This window comes from Hyphomicrobium denitrificans ATCC 51888, from assembly GCF_000143145.1.
GTDB lineage: Bacteria > Pseudomonadota > Alphaproteobacteria > Rhizobiales > Hyphomicrobiaceae > Hyphomicrobium_B > Hyphomicrobium_B denitrificans.
Window position 1 is genome coordinate 2,133,625 of sequence record NC_014313.1, and the last position, 25,205, is coordinate 2,158,829.

25 protein-coding genes are annotated in these 25,205 nt (G+C 61.9%); 17 read left to right on the forward strand and 8 right to left on the reverse strand.

Annotation, left to right across the window (positions count from 1 at the left end):
• Positions 1–197: 197 nt before the first annotated feature.
• The gene (locus HDEN_RS10275) at positions 198–650 is read left to right on the forward strand and encodes a pseudoazurin (protein ID WP_013216042.1); all 453 of its coding nucleotides are present in this window, start codon (positions 198–200) and stop codon (positions 648–650) included.
• A gap of 113 nt (positions 651–763) precedes the next feature.
• Here the strand turns inward: HDEN_RS10275 and HDEN_RS10280 are convergent, their stop codons facing one another.
• Together HDEN_RS10280 and HDEN_RS10285 are read right to left on the reverse strand one after the other, a co-directional pair.
• Positions 764–2,707 carry an ABCB family ABC transporter ATP-binding protein/permease gene (locus HDEN_RS10280; RefSeq protein WP_013216043.1) on the reverse strand — a complete coding sequence of 648 codons (1,944 nt, stop codon included), beginning with the start codon at positions 2,705–2,707 and terminating at the stop codon, positions 764–766.
• 35 nt (positions 2,708–2,742) lie between these two features.
• Positions 2,743–4,467 (reverse strand): LysM peptidoglycan-binding domain-containing protein, encoded by a 1,725-nt coding sequence (locus HDEN_RS10285; protein WP_013216044.1) that lies wholly within the window; start codon positions 4,465–4,467, stop codon positions 2,743–2,745.
• A gap of 223 nt (positions 4,468–4,690) precedes the next feature.
• On the opposite strand from HDEN_RS10285, the gene HDEN_RS10290 reads away from it, so the two are divergent.
• Together HDEN_RS10290 and meaB are read left to right on the forward strand one after the other, a co-directional pair.
• Entirely contained in the window at positions 4,691–5,344 is a 654-nt protein-coding gene (locus HDEN_RS10290) for an LOG family protein (protein WP_013216045.1), read from the forward strand.
• A gap of 140 nt (positions 5,345–5,484) precedes the next feature.
• Positions 5,485–6,459, forward strand: coding sequence for a methylmalonyl Co-A mutase-associated GTPase MeaB (gene meaB / locus HDEN_RS10295; protein WP_013216046.1), 975 nt, complete (start codon positions 5,485–5,487; stop codon positions 6,457–6,459).
• 44 nt (positions 6,460–6,503) lie between these two features.
• On the opposite strand, the gene HDEN_RS10300 is transcribed toward meaB, so the two are convergent.
• A complete protein-coding gene (locus HDEN_RS10300) occupies positions 6,504–7,985 on the reverse strand; it encodes an APC family permease (protein ID WP_013216047.1) in 1,482 nt (493 codons plus the stop codon).
• A gap of 353 nt (positions 7,986–8,338) precedes the next feature.
• Between HDEN_RS10300 and HDEN_RS10305 the strand changes: the two genes are divergently transcribed.
• On the forward strand, positions 8,339–8,581 hold the full coding sequence (locus tag HDEN_RS10305; RefSeq protein WP_041921636.1) for a CDGSH iron-sulfur domain-containing protein: 243 nt from the start codon (positions 8,339–8,341) through the stop codon (positions 8,579–8,581).
• A 176-nt stretch (positions 8,582–8,757) separates the two neighbouring features.
• Here the strand turns inward: HDEN_RS10305 and HDEN_RS10310 are convergent, their stop codons facing one another.
• Complete coding sequence (locus HDEN_RS10310) at positions 8,758–8,961, reverse strand: hypothetical protein (RefSeq protein ID WP_013216049.1); 204 nt, start codon at positions 8,959–8,961, stop codon at positions 8,758–8,760.
• A 410-nt stretch (positions 8,962–9,371) separates the two neighbouring features.
• Here HDEN_RS10310 and purB point away from each other — a divergent pair, with 410 nt between their 5' ends.
• From purB to HDEN_RS10330, 4 genes are all read left to right on the forward strand, one after another.
• Entirely contained in the window at positions 9,372–10,679 is a 1,308-nt protein-coding gene (gene purB / locus HDEN_RS10315; RefSeq protein WP_013216050.1) for an adenylosuccinate lyase, read from the forward strand.
• A 165-nt stretch (positions 10,680–10,844) separates the two neighbouring features.
• Positions 10,845–11,615: a phosphatase PAP2 family protein gene (locus HDEN_RS10320; protein ID WP_013216051.1), complete on the forward strand. Its 771-nt coding sequence runs from the start codon at positions 10,845–10,847 to the stop codon at positions 11,613–11,615.
• Positions 11,616–11,711: 96 nt separating this feature from the next.
• The gene (locus HDEN_RS10325) at positions 11,712–12,857 is read left to right on the forward strand and encodes a glycosyltransferase (RefSeq protein WP_013216052.1); all 1,146 of its coding nucleotides are present in this window, start codon (positions 11,712–11,714) and stop codon (positions 12,855–12,857) included.
• Positions 12,857–14,365, forward strand: a complete 1,509-nt coding sequence (locus HDEN_RS10330; RefSeq protein WP_013216053.1) for an ArnT family glycosyltransferase — start codon at positions 12,857–12,859, stop codon at positions 14,363–14,365. The genes HDEN_RS10325 and HDEN_RS10330 overlap by 1 nt, the downstream gene beginning before the upstream one ends.
• A gap of 9 nt (positions 14,366–14,374) precedes the next feature.
• On the opposite strand, the gene HDEN_RS10335 is transcribed toward HDEN_RS10330, so the two are convergent.
• Complete coding sequence (locus tag HDEN_RS10335) at positions 14,375–14,863, reverse strand: YciE/YciF ferroxidase family protein (protein WP_013216054.1); 489 nt, start codon at positions 14,861–14,863, stop codon at positions 14,375–14,377.
• A gap of 133 nt (positions 14,864–14,996) precedes the next feature.
• Here HDEN_RS10335 and HDEN_RS10340 point away from each other — a divergent pair, with 133 nt between their 5' ends.
• Complete coding sequence (locus tag HDEN_RS10340; protein WP_013216055.1) at positions 14,997–15,581, forward strand: RBBP9/YdeN family alpha/beta hydrolase; 585 nt, start codon at positions 14,997–14,999, stop codon at positions 15,579–15,581.
• A gap of 287 nt (positions 15,582–15,868) precedes the next feature.
• On the opposite strand, the gene HDEN_RS10345 is transcribed toward HDEN_RS10340, so the two are convergent.
• Entirely contained in the window at positions 15,869–16,192 is a 324-nt protein-coding gene (locus tag HDEN_RS10345; protein WP_013216056.1) for a DUF1476 domain-containing protein, read from the reverse strand.
• 385 nt (positions 16,193–16,577) lie between these two features.
• On the opposite strand from HDEN_RS10345, the gene purC reads away from it, so the two are divergent.
• From purC to HDEN_RS10370, 6 genes are all read left to right on the forward strand, one after another.
• Positions 16,578–17,369, forward strand: a complete 792-nt coding sequence (purC, locus tag HDEN_RS10350; RefSeq protein ID WP_013216057.1) for a phosphoribosylaminoimidazolesuccinocarboxamide synthase — start codon at positions 16,578–16,580, stop codon at positions 17,367–17,369.
• A gap of 67 nt (positions 17,370–17,436) precedes the next feature.
• Positions 17,437–17,679: a phosphoribosylformylglycinamidine synthase subunit PurS gene (gene purS, locus HDEN_RS10355; RefSeq protein ID WP_013216058.1), complete on the forward strand. Its 243-nt coding sequence runs from the start codon at positions 17,437–17,439 to the stop codon at positions 17,677–17,679.
• Complete coding sequence (locus HDEN_RS10360; protein ID WP_013216059.1) at positions 17,679–18,143, forward strand: hypothetical protein; 465 nt, start codon at positions 17,679–17,681, stop codon at positions 18,141–18,143. The genes purS and HDEN_RS10360 overlap by 1 nt, the downstream gene beginning before the upstream one ends.
• Positions 18,144–18,865: 722 nt before the next feature.
• The gene (gene purQ / locus HDEN_RS10365; protein WP_013216060.1) at positions 18,866–19,570 is read left to right on the forward strand and encodes a phosphoribosylformylglycinamidine synthase subunit PurQ; all 705 of its coding nucleotides are present in this window, start codon (positions 18,866–18,868) and stop codon (positions 19,568–19,570) included.
• Between the two features lie 137 nt (positions 19,571–19,707).
• Complete coding sequence (locus HDEN_RS18560; protein WP_280642159.1) at positions 19,708–19,842, forward strand: hypothetical protein; 135 nt, start codon at positions 19,708–19,710, stop codon at positions 19,840–19,842.
• A gap of 203 nt (positions 19,843–20,045) precedes the next feature.
• Complete coding sequence (locus HDEN_RS10370; protein WP_245256613.1) at positions 20,046–20,402, forward strand: hypothetical protein; 357 nt, start codon at positions 20,046–20,048, stop codon at positions 20,400–20,402.
• A gap of 68 nt (positions 20,403–20,470) precedes the next feature.
• On the opposite strand, the gene HDEN_RS10375 is transcribed toward HDEN_RS10370, so the two are convergent.
• Both HDEN_RS10375 and HDEN_RS10380 read right to left on the reverse strand, forming a co-directional pair.
• Positions 20,471–20,848, reverse strand: coding sequence for a glyoxalase superfamily protein (locus HDEN_RS10375; RefSeq protein ID WP_013216062.1), 378 nt, complete (start codon positions 20,846–20,848; stop codon positions 20,471–20,473).
• A gap of 569 nt (positions 20,849–21,417) precedes the next feature.
• On the reverse strand, positions 21,418–21,807 hold the full coding sequence (locus HDEN_RS10380) for a hypothetical protein (protein WP_013216063.1): 390 nt from the start codon (positions 21,805–21,807) through the stop codon (positions 21,418–21,420).
• Between the two features lie 621 nt (positions 21,808–22,428).
• Between HDEN_RS10380 and purL the strand changes: the two genes are divergently transcribed.
• Both purL and HDEN_RS10390 read left to right on the forward strand, forming a co-directional pair.
• On the forward strand, positions 22,429–24,666 hold the full coding sequence (gene purL, locus HDEN_RS10385) for a phosphoribosylformylglycinamidine synthase subunit PurL (protein ID WP_013216064.1): 2,238 nt from the start codon (positions 22,429–22,431) through the stop codon (positions 24,664–24,666).
• A 42-nt stretch (positions 24,667–24,708) separates the two neighbouring features.
• Entirely contained in the window at positions 24,709–25,161 is a 453-nt protein-coding gene (locus tag HDEN_RS10390) for an FKBP-type peptidyl-prolyl cis-trans isomerase (RefSeq protein WP_013216065.1), read from the forward strand.
• The last annotated feature ends 44 nt before the right edge of the window (positions 25,162–25,205 follow it).

Sequence of the window (25,205 nt, forward strand, 5' to 3'; positions counted from 1 at the left end):
TAGCAGCCGCAAGAGCTATGGGAACAATTCCGAAGAATTATTCCAAATAGCGGCAGGCATCGCTGGGATGATTTCCGACGCGAACCGCAAGCAGCTTCGTTAAGCCGCTGTTGACCCTCGCAACGCTGCCTTGAGCGTTCCGCTTCCCAATTCTATACTTTTTCAGTAAATAATCGAAACGACCCAAGGAGCGTGCCTTGAAACTCTCTCGCCAGATCCTGTTTGCAACGTCCATCACACTGGCCGCGATCATCGTGCCTCGCTTCGCGACGGCGGCCGAGCACGTCGTCGAAATGCGCAACAAAGACGATGCCGGAAACACCATGGTGTTCCAACCCGGCTTCGTGAAAGTCGAAGCCGGCGACACGGTCAAGTTCGTGCCGACGGACAAGAGCCACAATGCCGAGAGCGTGCGCGAGGTATGGCCGGAAGGCGTTGCGCCGGTGAAGGGCGGTTTCAGCAAGGAAGTCGTTTTCAACGCCGAAAAGGAAGGGCTCTACGTCCTGAAGTGCGCGCCGCACTATGGCATGGGCATGGTCGTGCTCGTGCAGGTCGGCAAGCCCGTCAACCTCGACAAGATCAAGGAATACAAGGCTACGGGCCTCGCGAAAAAGCGCCTCGACGGCGAAATCGCGAAGGTCGTCCAGTAACGCTCGCAGCGCGACGAGTTCGAGTTCTGCCGCCTGCCTCCCGGAAGGGGCCAGTCAGAGCTCGTAAAGACCCCGGGGCAGGTTCTCCCGACCTCTCCCCGGGGTTATTCTTTTCACGAACGCACGGGTTCGAGCAAGGCAACGTCGTCGGCGCGACGCGGCTCACCGGCTTCCTCCAGAGCATGCGCAAGCTCTTCGCGCGCCTTCTCCGCCTGACGCTGACGCGCCCACAGTCCGGCGTAAAGTCCGCGACGGGTGACAAGCTCCGCATGCGTGCCCTGTTCGACGACGCGACCCGCATCGAGAACAAGAATATTGTCGGCGTGTATGATCGTCGAAAGCCGGTGCGCGATGACGACCGCCGTCCTGTCTTTCGACACGCGATCGAGCGCGTCCTGGATCTCTCTTTCGGTATGGCTGTCGAGAGCGCTCGTCGCCTCGTCGAGAATGAGGATCGGCGGCGCCTTCAAAATCGTTCGCGCAATGGCGACGCGCTGCTTTTCGCCGCCCGACAGCTTGAGCCCACGCTCGCCGACCATCGTGTCGTAGCCGTCCGGCAGCGTTTTCACGAAATCGTCGATCTGCGCCATCTTCGCGGCGGCAAAGACTTCGTCGTCCGTCGCATCATGGCGGCCGTACTTGATGTTGTAGAAAATCGTGTCGTTGAAGAGCACGGTGTCCTGAGGGACGACGCCCATCGCGGCGCGAAGCGATGCCTGCGTGACGTCGCGAATGTCTTGGCCGTCGATGGTGATCCGCCCGCTCGTCACGTCGTAGAAGCGCAGCAGCAGACGGCTGATCGTCGATTTGCCCGCACCCGACGGTCCCACGATCGCAACCATTTTTCCAGCCGGCACCTCGAACGACACGTCATTCAAGATCTGCCGCTCGGGATCGTAGGAAAAGCCGACGTGCTCGAAACGGATCGTGCCGCCGTCGACTTTTAGAAGCCCAGCGCCTTCGCGATCTGCGACTTCCGGATTCTGGTCGAGCACTTCCATCATGCGCTCGATGTCGGTCAGTCCCTGGCGGATTTCGCGATAGACCATGCCCATGAAATTCAGCGGCATGAACAGCTGCAGCATCAGCAGGTTCACCATCGCAAAGCGCCCGACCGTCGAAGTGCCGGCGAGCACGTCGTTGGCGGCCATCACGAGGCACACCGTCAGCGCGATGGTGAAGATGACCGCCTGGCCCGAGTTCAGCACCGCGAGAGTGGTGAAGGTCTTGATGCTGGCCTTTTCGTACTGCTCCATCGACTTGTCGTAGCGCGCGGCCTCGCGCTGCTCGGCGCCGAAGTATTTCACCGTCTCGTAGTTCAGCAGGCTGTCGACGGACTTGGTCGTGGCGTCGGTATCGCTTTCGTTCATCACGCGGCGGATTTTCAGCCGCCAGTTGGTCGTGTGAACCGTGAACCAAAGATAGCAGACGATCATCGTCACGATCGTCACGATGAAGCGCCAGTCGAACTCGAAGGCGCAGACGATGATGATCATCAGGAATTCGACGATGGTCGGGATCAGCGTCATCAGCGCCATGCGGCTGATGTTCTCGATGCCGGCGCGGCCGCGCTCGAGCACGCGCGTCAATCCTCCCGTCTTGCGCTCGAGATGAAAGCGCAGCGACAGCCGGTGCATGTGCTCGAAGGTCGCGAGCGCCAGCGTGCGCACCGCATGCATCGCGACGCGCGCGAACATGCCTTCGCGCACCTGCATCAGCAAGGACATCACGATGCGGGCAACGCCGTAGAACACGCACGCCAGGATCGGTGCGCCGATCAACCAAGGTATCGTCTGGTTCGCGGGAACGTGTCCGCCGGTCGCTGCGACGAGCGCGTCGGTCGCCCATTTCAACGTAAACGGAACGCCGACCGTCGCCGCTTTCGCGATGACGATCAGCACCAGCGATCCGACGATCGTGCGCTGCAGATCGGGCCGATCGTGGGGCCAGACGTACGGCCAGAGCGCCCGCAGAATACGTACGGTTTCAGCGGTCGGCGTCAGGCGAGCCAAAGAGAGGCCGCGGCCTGCGGCGCCATTCGATTGTCGTTGCTGCATCGCGTTGAAATAGGGTCAGAGCGGAAAAATGTCCATCAGCGGCGGGCCGGAATGAAAATGCGCTGGCAGGGGTAAATCAGATCCGGATTGCGGATGATCGAGCGATTGGCCCGATAGAGCCGCCAATAAAGCCAGCCGACGCGGTAATGACGCCGAGATATGCGCCAGAGCGTGTCGCCGCTCGCAATCGTGTAATGCCCAGGCGGGCGGATGCGGCGTCCCGCTAGGTGGCAGCGCGGCGCACGCCTGATCCAGCGCCTGACGACCGGCCCTCGCGCGAGTTTGCGCGAGGCGACCTTGCTTTCCGCAGGCTTCGTCTTCGGCGATTTCTTGCTTCCGGACGCCGGCGACGGCTCTGAGGACTTCCCCGCCAGCGTTCCCGTTTCAGGGGTACGGGTTTCGGATGTCTGCGGCGGCGCGTCGGCGGCCGCCTGCTGCTTTTTCGTTTCGGCCTCGAGGGCAGCCGCGCGCTGACGTTCCTGCTCGGCTTTCTCGGCGGCGAGCTTGGCAGCGGCGCGTTCGTCTTCGAGGCGTTTGGCCTTCTCGTCATCGAGACGCTTCGCTTCCGCGGCTTTGCGCTCGGCCTCGGCCGCGCGATCCTCGGCATCGATGCGTGCGGCTTCGGCTTCCAGCCGCTCGCGCTTCTGCTTGGCTTCAGCCGCCAGACGCGCTTCTTCGGCTTGCTTCGCGGCTTCCCGCGCCAAGCGTTCCTGCTCGGCGCGTTTGGCGTCTTCGGCGGCCTGGCGAGCCTCTTGCTCTCGCTTCGCCTCGTCGGCGGCCTTCTGCGCCTCTTCGACTTTGCGAGCTTCCTCGATCCGTTTCGCGTCGTCGGCTCGCTTCTGCTCTTCGGCAAGCTTACGTTGTTCGTCCGCGCGTTTGGCTTCGTCTTCCGCGACCTTGCGCGCTTCCTCCGCCCGTCGCGCGTCTTCAGCTTTGCGGGCTTCCTCGAGATGCCGCGACGCGTCTTCGGCGGCCTTGCGGTCTTCGTCGGCGCGTTGGGCTGCTGCGAGAGCGTTGCGCTCGTCGTCTTTGCGCTTCGCCTCTTCGATGGCTTTACGAAGGTCCTCGGCTTCCTTGGCTTCCGCGGCCGCTCTCGCTTCCTCGGCCTTGCGAGCCTCCTCGACGCGTTTCGCTTCCTCGTTCGCCAGACGCGCGTCTTCCGCTTGCCGGGCCTTCTCGGCGGTGAGCGCATCCTTGGCGCGGCGCGCGGCCTCTACCGCCTCTGCGTCCTGTTCCTTCACTTCGTCCAGTTTCCGGGCGATCGAATCCTTTTCGGCGGACGTGCCGCCGGTTCCGGGCACCGTCAGTCGCGGGACGATCGTCGTCTGGAATTCGCGGTTGGCGCGGGCGAGCCAATCGCGAACGCGGTCGGCAAAGCCCAGACCTTCGACCGGCGTGTCTCTCTCGTGAGGCTTCGCGGTTCCGGCTGGCTGAGGCTTGGCGGGCTCCGCCGGGGCCGCTTGCGCGAGCGTGGTCTCCGGAACGGGCTCCGTGTTCGACTTGACGGTCACGCCACCGGACGCGGCATCGGCCATGCGGACGACCGGATCGGCGACGACTGCGGCGGCAGGATCGATCCATGCGACCTCGACTTCGCCGACGGTCGCGATGTCGTCCTTGAAAAGCTGCGTTTGCACGAGTGCCGCGCTCGCGGGTAGTGGCGCCAGGAGCACAACCATTGCGGTCACGGGGATGCGTCCCGCCCGCACGAATGCGTCGGCCGTTTTCTTCTTAGAAACGGCTGGTTGCCCCGATTTCATAACACCGCCTTGTAAGTCCACTACGAACTAAGCACACCACGGCGCTCGCAGCCAATACGGGTCAGGAATTGTATGAGCCGCTGTACCTCATCGGCCACCACCGGATTGCGCCGCACATCCGGCCGCGCCCGGAAAATGCCTCCATTGAGGAGCCGCGATGCTCTGGTGACGGGGGCACCGGCTTCTTAGATTAAGATCATCGATGACAAAAAACGGAATACGAATGAATGAAATTTTGAAACCGGCGGTGGATACGTCCGCCGCCAAAAAGCTTGTTGTGCCTTCTCCCGTCCAAGGCGTCTGCGTCTACTGCGGCTCCGGGAAGGGTCTTAATCCGGCTTATGCCGTCGCCGCGCGAAAGCTCGGGAAGGCGCTGGCCGATCACAACCTCCGTCTCGTATACGGCGGCGGCAGCCTCGGCCTGATGGGCGAAGTTGCGCGCGCGACGCTCGGCGGCGGCGGCAAGGTGACCGGCATCATCCCCGACTTTCTCGGGGCGCGTGAAATGATGCTCAAGGATGTCGACGAGCTGATCGTCGTCGAAAGCATGCACGTTCGCAAGCAGCTGATGTTCGATCGCGCCGACGCGTTCGTGGCGCTGCCGGGCGGAATAGGCACGCTTGAAGAACTGGTCGAGCAGCTGACCTGGTCGCAGCTCGGACGGCACACGAAGCCGATCGTGATCGCCAACATCGAAGGTTTCTGGGACCCGTTCCTGAAGCTGCTCGAGCACATGAAGGGCGATACCTTCATCCGTTCCGGCCTCGACGTGCATTTCAACGTCGTCGACCGGATCGAGGACGTGGTGCCCGCCATTCTCGCGAGCGCTCCGGCCAAGGTGCCCCAGCGCGAGGACACGATCGCCGAGAAATTCTAGCGAGCGGCTGTTTTTGCGTCGCCACAGGCCCCGGCGGACAGGTTCCGGCCGCGCGTTCCGTATGGTTAAGTCTCACGCAATAAGCCGCAACTTCGGCTCAGCCGTTGCGCTCGCCCGGCTTCCCACTTATCAGCCGTATGATGAAGACGGATGAGAAAACACGGGCGCCCGTCGCGCGCATTCCTGACGCCGACGTGCCGGGCACGGTCGAGCGCATGCGCAAGGGCGAGCGGCGCGCCATCGCCAGCGTCATCACGGAACTCGAACGGCTGTCGGCCGCGGCCCCTGCACTTCTCCGGTCGCTGCAGCCGCATCTCGGCCACGCCCTCGTCGTGGGCTTCACGGGACCGCCGGGAGCCGGCAAGTCGACGCTCGTCAACGCCATCATCGCGCAGCTCAGGCAGCAAGGGCGCACAGTCGGCGTCATTGCGGTCGATCCGTCGAGCCCGGTTTCGGGCGGCGCAATTTTGGGCGACCGCATTCGCATGACCGCGGCGCTCGACGACGACGGCGTGTTCGTGCGCTCGCTGGCGTCGCGCGGCTATCTCGGCGGCTTGTCACCGGCCGCGGTGCGCATCATCGATGCGCTCGACGGCGCGGGCTACGACGTCGTGCTGCTGGAGACGGTCGGAACGGGGCAGAACGAAATCGACGTGGCGGAAGTCGCCGACATCCGCGTCGTCATCGCAGCCCCTGGGCTCGGCGACGACATTCAGGCGATGAAGTCCGGCCTGCTCGAAATCGCGGACGTGATCGTCGTCAACAAGGCCGACCGGCCGGGCGCGGAGCAGACATTGCAGCAGCTCGTCGGGGCGCTTTCGATCCGCGCGACGATGAGCGACAAAGTCCCGGTGCTGAAGACGTCCGCCATCAACGGCGAAGGCGTTCCGAAGCTGATCGAGACGCTGGATCAACTCGGCGGCAAGGTGCGCGCGGAAGATGCGGTCAGCCGCAGGCGCCGCCGGGCCAGGTATCTGATCGCGCGGGCAGCGTCCGACATCGTCGCCAACCGCATCAAGGCGGGCAGCAAGGGCGGGCTCGATACGCTTGCCGACTCGGTCCTCTCCGGGACGATGTCGCCGCACGCGGCGGCGACACGCCTGTTGGAAGACTGACGGCTCAGTCACCTCGTTCGCCGCTGGCGCGCTGCTCGCGAGGCTCAGGCCACCGCGAGCTTGCTGCGCCGGATCGAGTATCCGAAGTAGATCACCAGCCCGAGCGCAAGCCAGGCAATGAAGCGCAGATGCGTCTCATAGGGCAGGAACGCGATCAGCGATCCGCACGAGAGAATGCCCAGAACCGGCAGCACGATCCCGCCCGGCGTCTTGAACGGGCGCGGCATGTCGGGGTGTGAAAAGCGCAGGGCGATAACGCCGCCGCAGACGAGCACAAAAGCCGCCAGCGTGCCGATGTTGACGAGTTCGGCCAGAACGCCCAGCGGGATGAAACCCGCCATGATCGCCATAACGGTACCCGCGATGACGGTCGTCCGAACAGGCGTCTGCGTCCGCGGATTGACGGCCTCGAAAAACGAAGGAAGCAGGCCGTCGCGCGAAACGCCGACGATGATGCGAGTCAGGGCATAATAAAGCACCAGCATAACCGTCGTGAGACCGGCGACGACGCCCGTTGCGACGAGCCCGGCTGCCGTATTGTGCCCGATGCGCAGCAGCGCCTCCGACGCTGGAGAAGGCACGTTCAGCGCGTGATACGGCACGATGCCGGTCATCAGCGCAGAGACGATCACGTAAATGACCGTACAAAAGACCAGCGCCGCGAGGATACCGATCGGCACGTCGCGTTGCGGGTCATAGGCCTCCTCAACCGCCGTCGAAACGGCGTCAAAGCCGACGTAGGCGAAAAAGACGATCGACGCACCGGCCAGGACGCCGATGGGGCGGCTGCCGTCGTGGCTGAACCAGCCAAACGGCAGGAATGGCGACCAGTTGTCGGGATTGACGTTGAAAACCGCGACGCCGATGAAAATCGCGATGGCAATCAGTTTGATCACGACCGCCGCGGCGTTGATGCGGGCGCTTTCCTTGACACCCGCGATGAGCAAAAGCATCAGCATCAGAATGACGCCCGCAGCAGGCAGATTGATGAAGCCGCCGCGACCTGCCTCCTTCACCCCCGGCGCGTTCGGATCGAAGCCGAACCATTGGAGAGCACCGCCAAGATGCTCGTTCCACGCGAGCGCGCTCGGTCCCCGGACCAGGGTGTCCGGCAGTCCGATCCCCATTGCCGTCAGGGCGTTGTTCAAATACCCCGACCAGCCGTTGGCGACGGCGGCGACCGAGACGCCATATTCGAGGATCAGGTCCCAGGCGATGATCCAGGCGATCAGTTCGCCGAAGGCCGCATAGCTGTAGCCGTAGGCGCTGCCGCAGCCCCCGACGCTCGAGGCCAATTCGGCATAAGAAAGCGCCGCAAACCCGCATGCGACGCCCGCGACGATAAACGAGAGCACGACTCCCGGCCCCGACTGGACCGCGGCGGCGTGGCCGGTCAGCACGAAAATGCCGGTTCCGATGATCGCGCCGACGCCGAGCAGGGTGAGATCCAGCGCGCTCAGGCAGCGCTTCAACCCGAATTCGGAGTTGTCGTAGGCGACCGCTTTTTTTCTGAAGAGATTGGGCATGGTTGCGCGTCTCCTGGTGCCGTTTGCCTGCCTGATGCCGATAGCGCCCTGGCGCCCACCTCCCGGTAGTGCGTCCCCCGGCATCCCCCCGGAGATTCTGCGCGGGCCGAGCTTGGAGCAGGCATTTAGAGATGTCTACAATTCGCGTGCCTCTGGACCGGGTCATGCTCAAAATACGGGCTGCGCACTCAATCCGTGTGCTGTCGGTTTACCGCGCTTTGGCTAGCCGCCGGATGCTGGGGGACATTCCGCCCACCCACTTGCCCGATGTGGCTAAACCCGTTAGCGACTTTGGAAGAATTCAAAAATATGCGTACGTCAAGGCGCGTTCGAATGCGGCAGGAGGTTCATTGATGTCGGATGAGGCGGTTATCGCTCAAACAGGGCCGTTCCAGGTCGAGCTGACGGAAGGCCAGGAATACTGGTACTGCCGATGCGGACGCTCGAAAACGCAGCCGTTCTGCGACGGCTCGCACGAGGGGACGAGCTTCGTCCCGCTCCAGTTCACCGTCGATCACACTGGCGTCTTCAACATCTGCGGCTGCAAGGCAACCGACGACGAGCCGTTCTGCGACGGCACTCATAACGTTCTGTAATTGCTCAAATATATTACGCGATTACCGCTACCCTGCCGCTTCGTCTCCGGGTCTTCGTCACGGCAACCCTGAACGGTTGCCATGATCCCTGAAATCGAGACACGTGGCAGGTGATGCTCAGCCGAGCCGAGCCGCGCTTAGTTATTATCCGCGCGACGGAGTTCGATCTGGATAACTTAGCGGCCCTGCGAGGCGTGCATGCATTCCGTCGCGAGGCTTTTTTCCAATCTCGACAATTCGTCCGGCACTGCTTTCCCCGAGCGCCGGAATTCCGTGATGCGTCTCTTAACGAGCGCGTAGCATTGGCGAGGATCGTCGTCCGACTGTTCCATCTGGTGGACCAGCTCGGCAAAGTCGCCGCTGCCCATCTGTTGTGCCATAGCAGTAGTGTCTCCCGCTCCGTTTTAAAAAGGATTCCGAGGTTCCCACGCCTCGTCATTCCTTTCGACTCAGTAGCTTTCCATTTAGGGCGCCGATCGCTGAATTAAATGAAGTATAAGAAAGCATGATCGACGAATTAGACGACTGTGGACTAGCTGCAGTGAATACAAGCTGAACAACAACGTCCGTCGCCTGCGCCCAACACGCGCATCTGGTCATGTGATCGTGGCGGAGGACTGGCGAGAAATAGGCTCAGGTTTCACAAATTATTGCAGAGCATTAGCTGCAGGGCAGCGAACGTGCTCCGTTGCAGTCAAATCCTAATAATTCACTGAAAAAGCGCGCGATTGATTGATGCACCGTTGCTGCTCTGCTACGCCTCCCGCACTGCATCAAGGATTTGCCCATAATGATCCCTCGCTATTCACGCAAAGAAATGACCTCGATCTGGGAGCCGGAAACGCGCTTTCGGATATGGTTCGAAATTGAAGCGCACGCTGCAACGGCGAGCGCTGAAATCGGACTCATTCCGAAGGATGCGGCGAAAAAGATTTGGGAAAAGGGTTCGGCCGCTTCATTCGACGTGGCACGAATTGACGAAATCGAATCCGTCACCAAACACGACGTTATTGCATTTTTGACGCACCTTGCGGAATTCGTCGGTCCGGAAGCCCGCTTCGTGCACCAGGGTATGACGTCGTCGGATGTTCTCGACACCTGCCTCAACGTGCAGCTCGTGCGCGCGGCCGATCTGATCATTGGCGATATCGACCGCCTGCTCGCAGCGCTGAAGGCGCGCGCCTATGAGTTCAAGGACACGGTCACGATCGGGCGCAGCCACGGCATCCACGCCGAGCCGACGACGTTCGGCCTGAAACTCGCCTTCGCCTACGCCGAGTTCGAGCGCGCCCGCGAACGCGTGGTCGCCGCGCGGAAGGAAGTCGCGACATGCGCCATCTCCGGCGCGGTCGGCACGTTTGCGAACATCGATCCGCGCATCGAAGCTTACGTCGCGGAGAAGATGGGTCTGACGCCCGAGCCCGTCTCGACGCAGATCATTCCGCGCGACCGGCACGCGATGTACTTCGCGGTGCTTGGCGTCGTCGCCTCGAGCATCGAACGGCTCGCGATCGAGATCCGCCACCTGCAACGGACCGAAGTTCTGGAGGCGGAAGAGTATTTCTCACCGGGGCAAAAGGGCTCGTCGGCAATGCCGCACAAGCGCAACCCTGTGCTGTCCGAGAACGTGACCGGGCTTGCGCGCCTCGTTCGCGGCTATTCGATCCCCGCAATGGAAAACGTGGCGCTCTGGCACGAACGCGACATCTCGCATTCGAGCGTCGAGCGCATGATCGGGCCCGACGCGACCGTGACGCTGGATTTCGCGTTGAACCGGCTCGCCGGGATCATCGAGAAGCTGGTCGTCTATCCCGGCAACATGAAGAAGAACCTCGACAAGCTCGGCGGCCTGCACAATTCGCAGCGCGTGCTGCTGGCGCTGACGCAGGCCGGTGTCAGCCGCGAGGACGCCTACGCGCTCGTCCAGCGCAACGCCATGAAGACGTGGGAACAGGGCAAGGACTTTCTCGCCGAACTCAAGGGCGACGCGGACGTCACGGCGAAGGTTCCGGCGGCGAAGCTCGAGGCGATGTTCGATCTCGACTATCACACCGCCCAGGTCGACACGATCTTCAAGCGGGTTTTTGGCGCGCACTGAAGAGACAGCAGTGCACGATCCGCTCTGTGTGCGCTGCTTATTCGCTGCTCATGCGCTCTTCCGGCAACGTCAGCTGACGTTTACAGAACTGTAGTGGAAGCGACACAGCGATGTCATGCCGTCTGACGACTTTGCAGCCCGATTTGGGCTGTGGGGTTGTTCGCGATGTGGTCGCCGGAAGTCAGTTTCGGACCGAAACGCCATTGGGACGTCGATGGCGCGGATGAGCGGCCAGGGGTTTCCGCTCACGCGATGATCAAGGCTGCTTTGGCAACCGGAGCCATTGCCTTTCTGCTGTTTCAATTGTTGCCCGGCCTCGACATGGCCGTTGCGCAAGCCTTTTACGAAGGCAACAGCCGCTTCGCCGGCATTACCTCGCCGCTGGTCTGGGCCGTCCGCGACGGCTTCAGCTTTGCATTTTATTTCATCTGCGCGGCGACGGTCGTCGGACTTGTCGTTGCGGGCCGGCCATCGAGAAGCTGTCTCGGGTTTGCTTTCAATAAGTGGCTGTTTCTGACGCTCTGTCTGATCATTGGGCCGCTCGTCGTCACCAACATCGGCTTCAAGGACCATTGGGGCCGCGCGCGGCCGCGCGACGTCATCGAGTTCGGTGGCGCGAAGACGTTCACGCCGGTATTTCCGCCGTCCGACCAATGCGGCCGGAACTGCTCATTCGTCTCGGGCGAAGCCTCGGCGATTTACATCGTATTTTTCGCGGCGGCGTTTTTGCTGCGGCGGCACGGTCGACGCTTGATTTTGCTCGGCATTGTTCTCGGCAGCATCGCCGGTCTGACGCGTATCGCGCAAGGCGGGCATTTCCTATCCGACGTTATATTCGCGGGCGTCCTGATGGCGCTGACGGCTGCCAGCTTGCAGCTTCTTTTCGACACGATCCGGGCCTCCGATCTCGCCGAACAGCATGAAGCCCCGGCCTAGGCCAAACCGCCGACGCCGCTCAACTGATCAGCCTGCTGTCCATTGCGCTCCCGGGCATGCATACATGCCGGGGACTCGACTGAAAGACCACGACCGATGAATGCGATTATCGCCGCTCAACCGAGAGACTTTCTGCACGGCCGAGCGGCGGCTCAGGCGCGGCCGCGCGTTTCGATCATCGTGCCGACGTATCGCGAAGCGGAGAACGTCGCGCCGACGGTTGCCGCGATCGAACGCGCGCTCGGCGACATCGCGTGGGAAATCATTTTCGTCGACGATGACAGTCCCGACGGCACAGTCGCGGCCGTCAGGTCTCTCGGCGAACGCGACGGACGCGTGCGCGTGATCCGGCGTGTCGGCCGTCGTGGCCTTGCGGGCGCGGTCATCGAGGGCATGATGGCATCCGCCGCCGATATCGTTGCCGTCATCGACGCCGATCTGCAGCATGACGAAGCGCTGCTGCCGAAGATGCTCGGCGCCATCGAAACCGGAAACGCCGATCTCGTCATTGCGACGCGCTACGCGCAATCGGGCGACGCGCAAGGCGGCTTCTCAACACTCAGGCGCAACGCCAGCACGTTGGCCACGCGCGTGTCGAACTTGCTGCTCAAGACGAACGTCAGCGATCCGATGAGCGGATTTTTTATGATCCGCCGGGATGCCATCGACGGCATCGCGCCGAACCTCGCGACGGGCGGATTCAAACTGCTGCTCGACATTCTGGCATCGGCTCCGGAAAGTCTCAAAATCGTAGAGATGCCCTATCAATTCCGGCCGCGTCAGCTCGGGACGTCGAAGCTCGACGCGCTCGTGATAGCCGATTTCCTCGGGCTGCTCTTGTCGAAGCTTTCGGGCAACACGATCTCGCCGCGCTTCTTCCTGTTTGCGCTCGTCGGCGCAACCGGCCTTGTCGTGCACCTTGCGACGCTCCGGTCCGTTCTGACCACGACGCACATCCCGTTCAACGCCGCGCAGTTCATCGCCGCGCTGGTTGCGATGACGTCGAATTTCTTCCTCAACAACGCGCTGACGTTCCGCGACCGCCGGTTGACGGGTTCTGCCGTTTTCAAGGGCCTGCTGACGTTCTATCTCGTCTGCAGCATCGGCACGCTCGCGAACGTCGGCGTCGCCGAGCTGATCTATCTGCGTGATGCCAGCTGGTGGCGCGCCGGTATTGCGGGCGCGGTGATGGCAGCCGTCTTCAACTATGCCGTCAGTTCCATGCTGACGTGGAGAAAATAGTGCGCGATCTGCCAGACGCACCGCCTGTCATTGCTACGGCGGAAATTCCGCGCGTCGATCGCGCCGATGTCATTCTGATCGTCGCGGCGATCGCGTTGTTCGCGCTCCGTCTCGTGATGGCGGCGGCAACGGGTTTCGTCGATGATGAAGCCTATTACCGGCTCTGGTCGCTGGCGCCGTCGCTCTCCTACTACGATCATCCGCCGATGATTGCGTGGATGATCGCAATAGGCCGCGTGCTGATCGGCGACACGACCTTCGGCGTGCGCTTCATCGCACCGTTGTGTCACTTGCTCGGCGCCGTTCTGCTGTGGCGGACGGCGTTCCTGCTCTACGGGCGTGAAACAGCGCGAGTCGCCGTCTGGCTTTTGCTCGCCATGCCTCTGCTCGCGATCGGCGGCATTCTCGTGACGCCCGACCTGCCGTCGGTGCTGTTTGCCGGGCTCGTGCTGTGGGCGCTCGCGGAACTCGATCACTCGAAGAACGCGAACTGGTGGCTTGCGATCGGCGCGTTCGCGGGCCTTGGCCTTCTGTCGAAATATACGAACCTGTTTCTGGGCGCGACGATCGCGATCTGGCTTATCGCATCGCCTGAAAATCGCCGCTGGTTCCGGGCGCCGCAGCTCTGGATCGGCGGCGTTATCGCGATGCTCGCAACGCTTCCCGTCATCGTGTGGAACGCCGAACACGACTGGGCGTCGTTCACCAAACAGTTCGGACGCGTCGGCCATAGCGGCACGCTCAGCGGACCGCTCTACTTCGTTGAATTCCTCGGAACGCTCCTGGCGCTGGTGAGCCCTGTCATCGCAGTTCTCGCAGCTATCGGGCTCGTCCAAGTGGTGCGATCCGCCATTCGGCATCGCCGGAGCAACGACATCCTGCTCGCCGCAGCCGTGCTGCCGATGCTGACGTATTTCGCCGTTCACGCGCTGCATGACCGCGTTCAAGGCAACTGGCCTGCCCCGCTCTACCCGCCGCTTGCCATCTGCGCGGCGCTGGCGATTGGTGCGATCACTCCGGAGCGACGACATTCAGCCGTATTCACGACGGCGCTTGGGTTGGGCTTTTTCGTAACCGCCGCAATCTACGCCGATGCGCTTCATCCCATCGCGGCAGCCGCGCAGATGAAAGCTCCAACCGAGCAGATGTACGGATGGACGGAGCTTGGCGACGCTGTCGAGAAGAAACGCATTGAAGCGGGAGCAGGTTGGGTCGCGACGTCGAGCTACGCTTCGACAGGACAACTGGCGTTCGCGCTCAAGGGCAAGAGCGACGTTGCGCAGCTCGATCAGCGTATTCGCTATGAATTTCTGCCGCCTTTGTCTTCGGACATTCTGCGGAAGCCAGCGCTTTACGTCGAACTCGACCGGCGCGTGGACGTCGACTTGCTCAAATCGAAATTCCGGACTGTGACCGCGCTCGGCAGCCTCACTCGCACGAACGGCAGCGCGACAGGAGCGATCTACAAAGTGTATCTCGTCTCCGATCCCGTCGCGCCGCCGCTGTGAGTTTGAAAGTTATGCCGCTTCCTTGTTGAGGCGGCTTTCGGCGAGCTTGGTCAGCTTGTCGTCGGCGCCGTATTCCTCTTTCAGTGTCTTTTCGAGGATCGTCGCGACGTCCTTGTGGCCAAGCAGCTTCGCCCAGGAGACGAGCGTGCCGTAGCGCGTAATTTCGTAGTGCTCCGCAGCCTGGCCAGCGGCGATCATCGCGGCATCGCGTGTGTCCGGGTCCTTGATTTCCGACATCAGCTCTTCGCCCTCCTCAAGGATGCCCTTGATGGCCGGACACTCTGTCGCCTTCGACTTACGACCCATGGCTTTGAAGACTTCGTCGAGCCGGGTGATGTGTTCCTTGGTTTCCTCGCAATGGCCCATGAATGCCTTCGCCAACGCAGAGGAGTCGCAAGCCTTCGCCATTTTCGGAAGCGCTTTCACCAGCTTGTTCTCGGCGTAATAGATGTCTTCAAGCGTGTGATTGAACAGGTCTTCGAGGTTCTCGATTTTCATTGGGTTCTCCTGGGGCGGCCGGGGGTTCGATGCCCTGAGCAACGCGACCTGACGCGTCCGGTTCCCGCTTGAGGCCGTCAAACCGCGCCTGGAGGCTTTTCTCCGCACGAGGCGTCGGCTAAGCACGTCGCCGATGAAAACATCTGAAATCGACATTCTCCTCGTGCCGGGCTGGCAGAATTCAGGTCCCGACCATTGGCAATCCCGCTGGGAGCGCAACCTCAAAACCGCGCGTAGGGTGATCCAGGAAGACTGGGACAATCCGGACGTCGAAGCGTGGGGCGACCGCATGGCGAAATTCGCGAGCGGCGCGACGCAGCCGGTCGTCGCGGTCGCGCATTCGCTCGGGGTGCCTGCGCTCATCTTCGCGGCCGACAAGCTGAAGCGCAGCGGCGTCATCGGCGCGTTTCTCGTGGCGCCCGCCGACGTCGACTACGCGCACTACTGGCCCGACACGGGAGGCAGACGCTGGCCTCCAGACAAGGGGCCGCGCGGATTCGAGACAATGCCGGAACGCCGGTTGCCCTTCCCAGCGCATCTCGTCGTCGCCAACAACGATCTCTATTGCAGCTACGCACGCGCCGAACATTTTGCGAAGGCATGGGGCGCGACGCTGAGCGACGCCGGTGAGAGCGGACACATCAACATCACGTCCGGTCATGGGCCTTGGCCCGAAGGCCTGCTGCAGTTCGGGCAGTTTTTGAAGACGCTCGGTTGATTGAGCGAGGGACTAGGTTTTAGGGATTTGGGATTGGGTTTTAGGGATTAGGTGTGCGGAAGCGCGCTTGAGGTTTCCAGTCCCAACGTCATCGCCGCCTGCGCGGCCATGACGTTAAGGCATGGTGACGGCAGGCGCGACGCGTCGAGCCTCACAGCTAGCTGCAGCCAAGCTCTGACGAGGCTCGAGCAAGGGGCGCAAAAAAATCATCCCCGGGACGAGCCCGAGGATGATGATAATCGCTCGCCCTTCGAACGAGGCAGCGCGGTAAGGGAGCGCAGAAACGCTCAGCCCTTCGACTCGAGATCGGTCACGGCTTGGGCGAGCGCGCTCGCCATCACGGAGCGGATTTCCGCATCGTCGATCGCGACGCCCTTCGCGGCGAAATCGCCTTTCAGTTTGCGGAACACGTCATCGTCGCCGGCTTCCGCGAGATCGGCCTTGCGAACTTCCTTGATGTAGTTGTGAAGCTGCTCATCGTTGAGGCCGAGCTTCGCGCCGGCCCATTCGGCAACGGCCTTGTTGCGGCGACTCTCGGCTTTGAATTTCAGCTCCGAATCGAGAGCGAACTTCTTCTCGAAGCCCTGCTCGCGTTCATTGAACGTGGTCATCTGGTCGTATCTCCTTGGCGCTTGTCTGGTAGTCCGGCTCACGACTTTAGGTTGTAGTGTCACGAGGCGCCCGCTGGGCGCGTAGTGGTAATGTTCCCGTTGCATCCGCTCTTCACCAGGATTAATCGGCGGTGCGAGCGAAATCAATGGCTTGGCCAAAGCCCTCCGAAAAGTGCTGCGGCTCATGGTCTAGATTGTGCCGCCCCTGGCGTTCGGCTAGTCTCCCGGCTAGGCTTTCGAGCGTGAAAAGGCGCGCGGCTCCTTACCCCGACATGCAGAAAACAGGTTGGAAAATCAAGGCGTCCGCGTCCGAGTGTGTGTGCGTTGATAGAAATCTTATCTAAGCATGAGTGAGTGCAAGCTGTTGATCCTCAGAGGTCCAGGAATGAACAAGCGTCGGCGCATCTACGAGGGCAAAGCCAAGGTCCTCTATGAGGGTCCCGAGCCGGGAACGCTCATCCAACATTTCAAAGACGACGCAACTGCTTTCAACGCGAAGAAACACGCGCTGATTGAAGGCAAAGGCGTGCTCAACAATCGTATCTCCGAGTACATCTTCGCGAAACTCGGTGAGATCGGCGTGCCGACGCACTTCATCAAGCGTTTGAACATGCGCGAGCAGCTGATCCGCGAAGTCGAGATCGTTCCGCTCGAAGTCGTGGTGCGCAACATCGCGGCGGGTTCACTCGCGACGCGCCTCGGCCTCGAGGAAGGTGCGCAGCTTCCCCGCTCGATCGTTGAATTCTACTACAAGAAGGATGAGCTCAACGATCCGATGGTATCGGAAGAGCACATCACGGCGTTCGGCTGGGCGACGCCCCAGGAGATCGACGAGATCATGCAGCTGGCGCTGCGGGTCAACGACTTCCTCGTCGGGCTTTTCCTCGGCATCGGCATCCGCCTCGTCGACTTCAAGGTCGAGTTCGGCCGGCTTTACGATAACGAGCAGGTCCGCATCGTGCTTGCTGACGAGATCAGCCCGGATTGCTGCCGGTTGTGGGATGCCCAATCGGGCGACAAGCTCGACAAGGATCGTTTCCGCCGCGATCTCGGCGGCGTGCTCGAGGCCTATCAGGAAGTCGCGCGCCGTCTCGGCGTGCTGACGGAAAATCCGCGTCCGCGCGGCGCAGGTCCGGTGCTCGTCACGTCGAACCCCATCAACGGCAAACCCAATTGAGGGATTAGGGACTTGGGATTAGGGATGCTATTCCCTAATCCCTGAAACCAAATTCCTAGAGCTGAGCATGAAAGCCCGCATCAAGATCACTTTGAAGAACGGCGTCCTCGATCCGCAGGGCAAAGCCATCGAGGGTGCCGTCAAGGGCCTCGGGATTTCCGGCGTCAGTGACGTCCGCCAAGGCAAGTACGTCGAGGTCGATCTGGCCGAGAGCGACCCCGACAAGGCGCGCGCCATCGTCGAGCGGATGTGCAAGGACCTGCTCGCGAACATGGTCATCGAGAATTACAGCTACGAGATCGCGCCCTGATGCGGGCCGGGCGAGCCATTGCGCTGGCCATCGCCACGATCGCTGCCGCATCTGGACTCCGCTCCGGTTCGGCGGGCGCGGAACCGGTGCTGGCGCCCGACCTCGATTGCAGCGTGGGCTTCGAAGCTCTTCATAACCAGCTATCGTGGTTGCCTGGCGCACAGCGTGAGAGGGTTGAGGGCCGGGATGTCGTGACAGTCGCCAATCCCGACGTGTGGCGCGTCGAGATCAGGTTCACGCAGCCCGGCGAGCCGGCGCATCCGGCGGTCACTCTGCGAAAGTTCGTGAAGCAGGTGACCGGTGTGTGGACGTCGCAGAGCAAGGCGTGCGGCTATGGCGATCGGGCGCAGTTCGATGCTCTGATGGCGGCGCTCAAGGTCGAAGACACGCGCTTGACGAACGCGTCGCGCGACGACGTCGAGCGCCAGAAGCGCGAACGCTCTCCGCTTTCGCCGATGCCGTAACGGGGCAGAACTTCCTTCCATCCCTAATTCTTCCCGCTTGGCGGGGAGATCGCGATCAGCCACGCGACGTGCATCGCCGCGCTCGACGACGCCGATTTTCCAGTTTGTGAAGCAAACGACGGGCGAACCGGCTGTGCCAAGGCTTGCATAGTGCCCTAGCTGCCCTTCGCAGATCTGGCTGCCCCTCACCCTAACCCTCTCCCCGTGAAGGACGGGGAGAGGGAATGCACCTGCGATGATCCCCTCACTTCTCCCCTCCCCTTGACGGGGAGGGGTTGGGGGTGGGGTGAAGAGGGCCAAGGCGGATTTCAGCAGGGGAGCGCCGCCTTTCCCACTCGCAAACGAATCCAGTCTCTCAGCTACATCAACGCTTGTGTCATTACCCCCACCCCTAACCCCTCCCCGCAAGGGGGAGGGGAATTGGTGGGCTTCAATCTTCGGATTGCACCGGAGAGGCGCGTGGCAATTGGGGCGCTAGGCTGCCCCTCACCCTAACCCTCTCCCCGTAAAGGACGGGGAGAGGGAATGCAGCCGCGATGACCTTCGACCCGCTTCTCCCCTCCCCTTGACGGGGAGGGGTCGGGGGTGGGGTGAAGGGCTAGGCGGATTTTCCGGGGCGTCATGCTGGGTGCGGGGATACGGTCGTTGCGTCCAGTCCGAGATTGCGGGTATTCGATGCCTCACACTTGTCACCTAATTCCGCCGTCCATTTAGAGGCCGCCATGCTCCGTGCTTCCGTTATCGTCTTTCCGGGTTCGAACTGCGATCGCGACGTCAAAACGGCGATCGAGCGGATCACCGGTTTCGCGCCGAAGATGGTCTGGCATGGTGATGCGAGCGTCCCCTCGTCCGATGTGATCGTGCTGCCGGGCGGGTTCTCCTATGGCGACTATCTGCGCTGCGGCGCGATGGCCGCACACTCGCCGATCATGAAGGACGTCGTCGCCAAGGCGAACGCGGGAACGCCGGTCATCGGCATCTGCAATGGCTTTCAAATCCTGTGCGAGTCCGGACTGCTTCCCGGCGCGCTGATGCGCAACGCATCGCTCAACTTCATCTGCCGCGACGTGTTCCTGAAGGTCGAGAACGATCAGACGTTCTTCACCAAGTGCTATCGCAAGGGCGAGGTCATCAAGGTTCCGATCGCGCACGGCGAGGGCAACTACTTCGCGAATAGCGAGACGCTCGACCGGCTCGAAGGCGAAGGCCGCGTCGCATTCCGGTATTCGGATGCGGCGGGCGCTGTTTCATCCGAAACGTGCCCGAACGGCGCCCAGCGCAACATCGCTGGCATCGTCAACGAAACGGGCCGCGTGCTCGGCATGATGCCCCATCCCGAACGCCTCTATGAGTCGGCGCTCGGCGGCACCGATGGCCGGCGCGTGTTCGAGAGCATTCTGCTGTCGACGCTCGAAGCGGCAGCTTGATCACATCGGCTGACCGACGTTGAGCGGTATCGCTGCGTCGGGTTTATAGAATTCTTGCATCGCGCTTGTCGTGGATGGCCGCGTGCGCCGCTGCCCCACACCCCTATTCCTCCACGCGTTGGTGCAGAATGTAGTGCGTGCGCATTTCAATCACCAATCAGGCGAGAGCGGCGACGACTTATTCGAAGGTTCCTACGGGCTTGTCGTGGATGGCCGCCTGCGCGGCCATGACGAAAAGGGTAACCGTCTCGATCTCGCTCGATCTCGACTGAGCGGCTGAAGCGCCACCATCACCGTTACCGTCATGGCCGCGAAGGCGGCCATCTACGCGGGTTGGTGGTTGGAAGCGACCCATCCGGTGCTGGGCCAACCGCAATTGTGATCTTTCCGGGGCATTTTCGTTGACCCCTTGTCGGCGGGCGAAACGACCTTAGATGTCTAGGGATTGCGGGGCCGGGCCCCTCTGGCAGAGCCAATGATGGCGCTGCGATGTCGGACCGCATCGGGTGTGCCCGGTGCTGTATTGAGTTCAACACCGGACATACCTCCAACTTTCCGACCGGAGGAATCAATGTCCCGTCGTTTCGTCACCCTGCTTGAGCGTTCTGGGGAAATTCGTCAGCTGATCGAGCGCGAGGAAAGCTCGGCTGCGCCGCGCTCCGTGCGCCTCATGCGGTTGAAAAAATTGCAGTTGCAGCTGTCCGAGAGCCTGCGTGAATTATCCGTGAAGCAGCTGATCGCTATGGCGTCTGCGCCGAGATTCAAACCGAAGTTCGTGTTCAACGACGTGAACTCCGCCCCGGTGCTGTCGCGCGGTTGGCTTTCGGCGTAACGCTTCCAAACGGACACGGACGGATGCGCGCGCATCCGTCCGCAGTTGGCTTAGGCTCAAATAGACTTTCAAATAGGTTGGCCGACGTCGATGCGATTGCCGTCGGGGTCCTCGAAGACGAACGCACGCAGGCCGTAATCCTTGTCCTTCAAACCTTTGATGATCCTGAGGCCCGCCTTCTGACAGATGTCGTGCAGGGCGTCGACGTCGCTGACCATCAAATGCGCGACGTTGAAATCGGCGGCTTCGTAGCGCGGCTGTAGTGTCAAATGCACTTCGGCGGCGTCGCGCTTCAAAATCATGAAGCCGACGGGACTGCCGTTCTCGAAGGTTTTCCTGAAGCCCAAGACCTTCGAATAGAATTCGTAGGCCTTGCTGATGTCCTTGACCGGCAGCATGGCTGCAATCCGCCCGAAGCGGACACCGTGATCGGCGCTGTTATCCATCGCATCGACTCGCTTGCGGAGACGCCGCCATTCGTCCGGACGGTGCCGGCTCAATGGTGTGCTCCAATGTTGAGATGAAGCGGGACGGTGCCCACGCGCCATTCTATCGGGCCGAATGCTCTTCGCAAATAAGTCAGCGCTTCAGGCAACAAAAAAGGGGCTGAGTGCCCCTTCTCCGTGCAGTCGAATGCGCCGCTGTTTAGCGGGCATTCCCGCGCTGCTGGCTGGATCGGACATCCACCGGAGCGGACGTCAACGCATTGAGCACAGCAACAACGAGGGCCTTCATAAGTCACCTTTGTTCAGCTAACCGGCTTGCGTCAGTGCCCGCCAGTTCCCGGGATAGAGCCCCCGGGCCGCTTCGTTCTACACTGTAGATATATGATGCAGTGCGATTGCGCCAGTGCGGCGTTTGGCTGCCTGCTCTGCGCGGCTCGCAACCCCCAAGAGACAGCTTTTAAGCCTTAATTTTGTTAATAATTTCAATCGTTAAATCAAAATAAAAAAGGAAGGAAGCGTGGGCTCCCTTCCCGATATTCACGTGTTGCAAGCGCGAGCTAAAATCAGCGTTATTTCGCAGATGCGTTATAAGCGATTTTCTGCACGAGTTGCATCGTCAGCGAACCGGCGCCCTTTGCGCAGCGGAACACGGCCGAACCGTCGAGCGCATCGACGCTGCCAGAAGCGCCTTCTGCGATCGTCAGGTTGACGCGGACCGGCTCAGAAAACGATTTCTCGTCGCCCGAGTAGGCGTCCGACAGCAACAGCGTCAGGCGGCAGGCATGATCGTCGCTCGTGTAATAACCAACCGCGCGCTTCGAACCGACCGCGAATGTGATGCCTTTCAGGGGTTTGACATGATAGGCAGCCGGCTGATCCGCCGATGCTCCTGCGGCTCCGGAGAGCATGGCCAAACCAGAAATAAGCGCAACGCTTGCGAGTTTTGCGAAAGTCGTCATGACAGGATCTCCACTGTCCAAGAGCGCCGAGTTCAAGCCCGCGCACGATTGTCTGGGCGTGACGTCTGCGCTGGTTACAGAGATAAGCCTCTGACCTCCGGTAGAAAATCCATATTATTGCAACGCGGTAATGCCGATTGTGCAGCGCGGAACCGTCACAGCCCAACCGGGTAGGGCATATGCGTCACAGCCTTTGCGGGTAGTCGCAGATCAATGCGGTTGCGCGCGGTCGCAGGCTCAAGACGACATGCTTGCGGAGTTCGGTCTGAGATCGCGTCCGGTTTCGTCATGGCCGCGCAGGCCGCCATCCACGCGACGTTCGTCTCCGTCTTCCGAGCACTCATGCTCCGCCGCAGCGGCGGGAATGAAACTTTTCCTGGGATTGGTCGTGGATGGCCACCTGCGCGGCCATGACGTCGGAGGAGCCGCGGGGGAATCAACGTCCAACCTGCCGGAGCATGCTCGCAGCCTCGCGCCGGGCGGCCGGCTCCCCGCAGGGGAGTCGCCCGGCGCCAACCAAGAGAGCGACGTTTGGCCGTTGGGGGTGCACGGCCGGAAGGGCGACAAACGCTGCTCAAGACCATATAAGCGGACCCAATTCCAGCGCCCTACGAGATCCTGATGACAGAGACGACGACGCGAAAAATCACGCCCGAGATCGTTGCCGAGCACGGCTTGAAGCCGGACGAATACCAGCGGCTCCTAGAAATTCTCGGCCGCGAGCCGTCGATCTGCGAGCTTGGCATTTTCTCGGTCATGTGGAGCGAGCACTGCTCGTACAAATCCTCGCGCGTATGGCTCAAGACGCTGCCGACATCGGGCGCGAAGGTCATCCAGGGACCGGGCGAGAACGCGGGCGTCGTCGATCTCGGCGACGGCGATGCGGTCGTCTTCAAGATGGAATCGCATAATCACCCGTCCTACATCGAGCCATTCCAAGGCGCGGCGACGGGCGTCGGCGGCATCATGCGCGACGTGTTCACGATGGGCGCGCGGCCTGTCGCCAACATGAACGCGCTACGCTTCGGCGCGCCCGATCATCCGAAGACCCGGCATCTCGTCTCAGGCGTCGTTGCGGGCATCGCGCACTACGGCAACTGCACCGGCGTTCCGACGATCGGCGGCGAGACGAATTTCGACACGGGCTACGACAACAACATTCTCGTCAACGCCATGTGCGTCGGACTCGCGAAGACGGACAAGATTTTCTATTCCGCCGCCAAGGGCGTCGGCCTGCCCGTCGTCTACGTCGGTTCGAAGACGGGACGCGACGGCATCCACGGCGCGACGATGGCGTCGGCGGAATTCGATGAAAAGTCGGACGAGAAACGCCCCACAGTTCAGGTCGGCGATCCGTTCACCGAGAAGCTGCTGATCGAAGCCTGCCTCGAACTGATGGCGACGGACTCGATCATTGCCATCCAGGACATGGGCGCGGCGGGCCTCACTTCGTCGACTTCGGAGATGGCGGACAAGGGCGGCGTCGGCATCGAACTCGATCTCGACCTCGTGCCTCAGCGCGAGACCGGCATGACGGCTTACGAGATGATGCTCTCGGAAAGCCAGGAACGCATGCTGATGATCCTGAAGCCCGAGCGTGAAGCGGACGCGAAAGCGATCTTCGCGAAATGGGGCCTCGACTTCGCCGTCATCGGTCACACGACCGATACGCAGCGCATGATCATCAAGCACAAGGGGCACGTCGAGGCCGACCTCCCCGTGCCGGTGCTCGCGAATTCCGCGCCGATGTACGAGCGTCCGTACACTGAGCCCAAAAAGCCCGCGAAGATTTTGCCCGAATGGGTGCCGGCGCCGAACTCGATCCTCGGTACGCTGAAGGAGTTGATGAGCGGACATCACCTCGCGTCGCGCCGCTGGATCTGGGAACAGTACGATCACATGGTGATGGGTGACACCGTCGGCCGTCCTGGCGGCGACGCGGGCGTCGTGCGCGTGCACGGCACTCAGAAAGCGCTCGCGGTCGCGTGCGATGTGACGCCTCGCTACGTCACCGCCGATCCGGAAGAAGGCACGAAGCAGGCCGTCGTCGAGACCTGGCGCAACCTGACGGCAACGGGCGCCGATCCGCTTGCGATCACCGACAACATGAACTTCGCCAATCCGGAACGGCCCGAGGTCATGGGCCAGTTCGTCGCCAGCGTGCGCGGCATGGGCGAAGCGTGCCGCGTGCTCGACTATCCGGTCGTCTCGGGCAACGTCTCGCTTTACAACGAAACGAACGGCGTCGGCATTCCGCCGACACCGGCGATCGGCGGCGTCGGGCTCATTCCCGATTCCTCGAAGCTCGCCGACATTCGCCTGAAGACCGAAGGCAACGTGCTGATCGTCATCGGCCGCGAGGAAGGCCATCTCGGGCAATCGCTCTACCAGCAGCACGCGACGGGCAAGTTCGAAGGCGCGCCGCCGCCGGTCGATCTCGAAGCGGAAGTCAAAGCCGGGCGTCTCATTCGCGCGCTGATCCGTGAAGGCCGCGCGCTCGCCGTGCACGATTGCGCCGACGGTGGGCTCATCGTTGCGATTGCCGAAATGGCCCTTGCGGGCGGCAAGAACGGTCTGTCTCGCGATGCGTCCGGCATGGGCATCGAGCTTTACGCTTACGAGGGCAAGCTGCCGACGCACGCCGTCTGGTTCGGCGAGGATCAGGGCCGCTACGTCGTCGAAGTGACGCCGCAGAAGGCCGAGGAAGTTCTGGAGCGCGCGCGCCTGCTTGAGCTTCCGGCGCGCATCGTCGGCCGTGTCGGTGGCGACGCAATCAGCCTCACAGGTGAAACGGCGCTGCCGCTGTCCGAGCTTCGCACCGCGAACGAAGGATTTCTGCCGAAGCTGATGGGCGGCTGAAGTTAAAGATCAGTCCTTCACGCGAAAACAAAAGGAACCGCCATGCGTCGATTGACAACCATTGTCATCATGGCAGCAGCACTTGCAGCCGGCGCAAGTCTTCTGACCAATTCATCCGCACTCGCACAAACACAAGGATCGCAAATGACCACGACATCGTCCGGCCTGCAGTTTGAAGATACCGTCGTCGGCTCGGGCGCCGCGCCCGCTGCCGGCCAGACCTGCATCATGCACTACACGGGCTGGCTCTATCAGGACGGCAAGAAGGGCGCGAAGTTCGACTCGTCTGTCGATCGCGGGCAGCCGTTTGAATTTCCGCTTGGCATGGGCCGCGTGATCAAGGGCTGGGACGAAGGCGTCGCGTCGATGAAGATCGGCGGCAAGCGCACGCTGATCATTCCGCCCGCACTTGGATATGGCGCACGCGGCGCGGGCAGCGTCATCCCGCCGAACGCGACGCTGCTGTTCGAAGTCGAACTTCTCGGCGTGCGATAGATCGCGCCGCTACTTCAAATGAAATGAACTGCGTTAAGATCAAG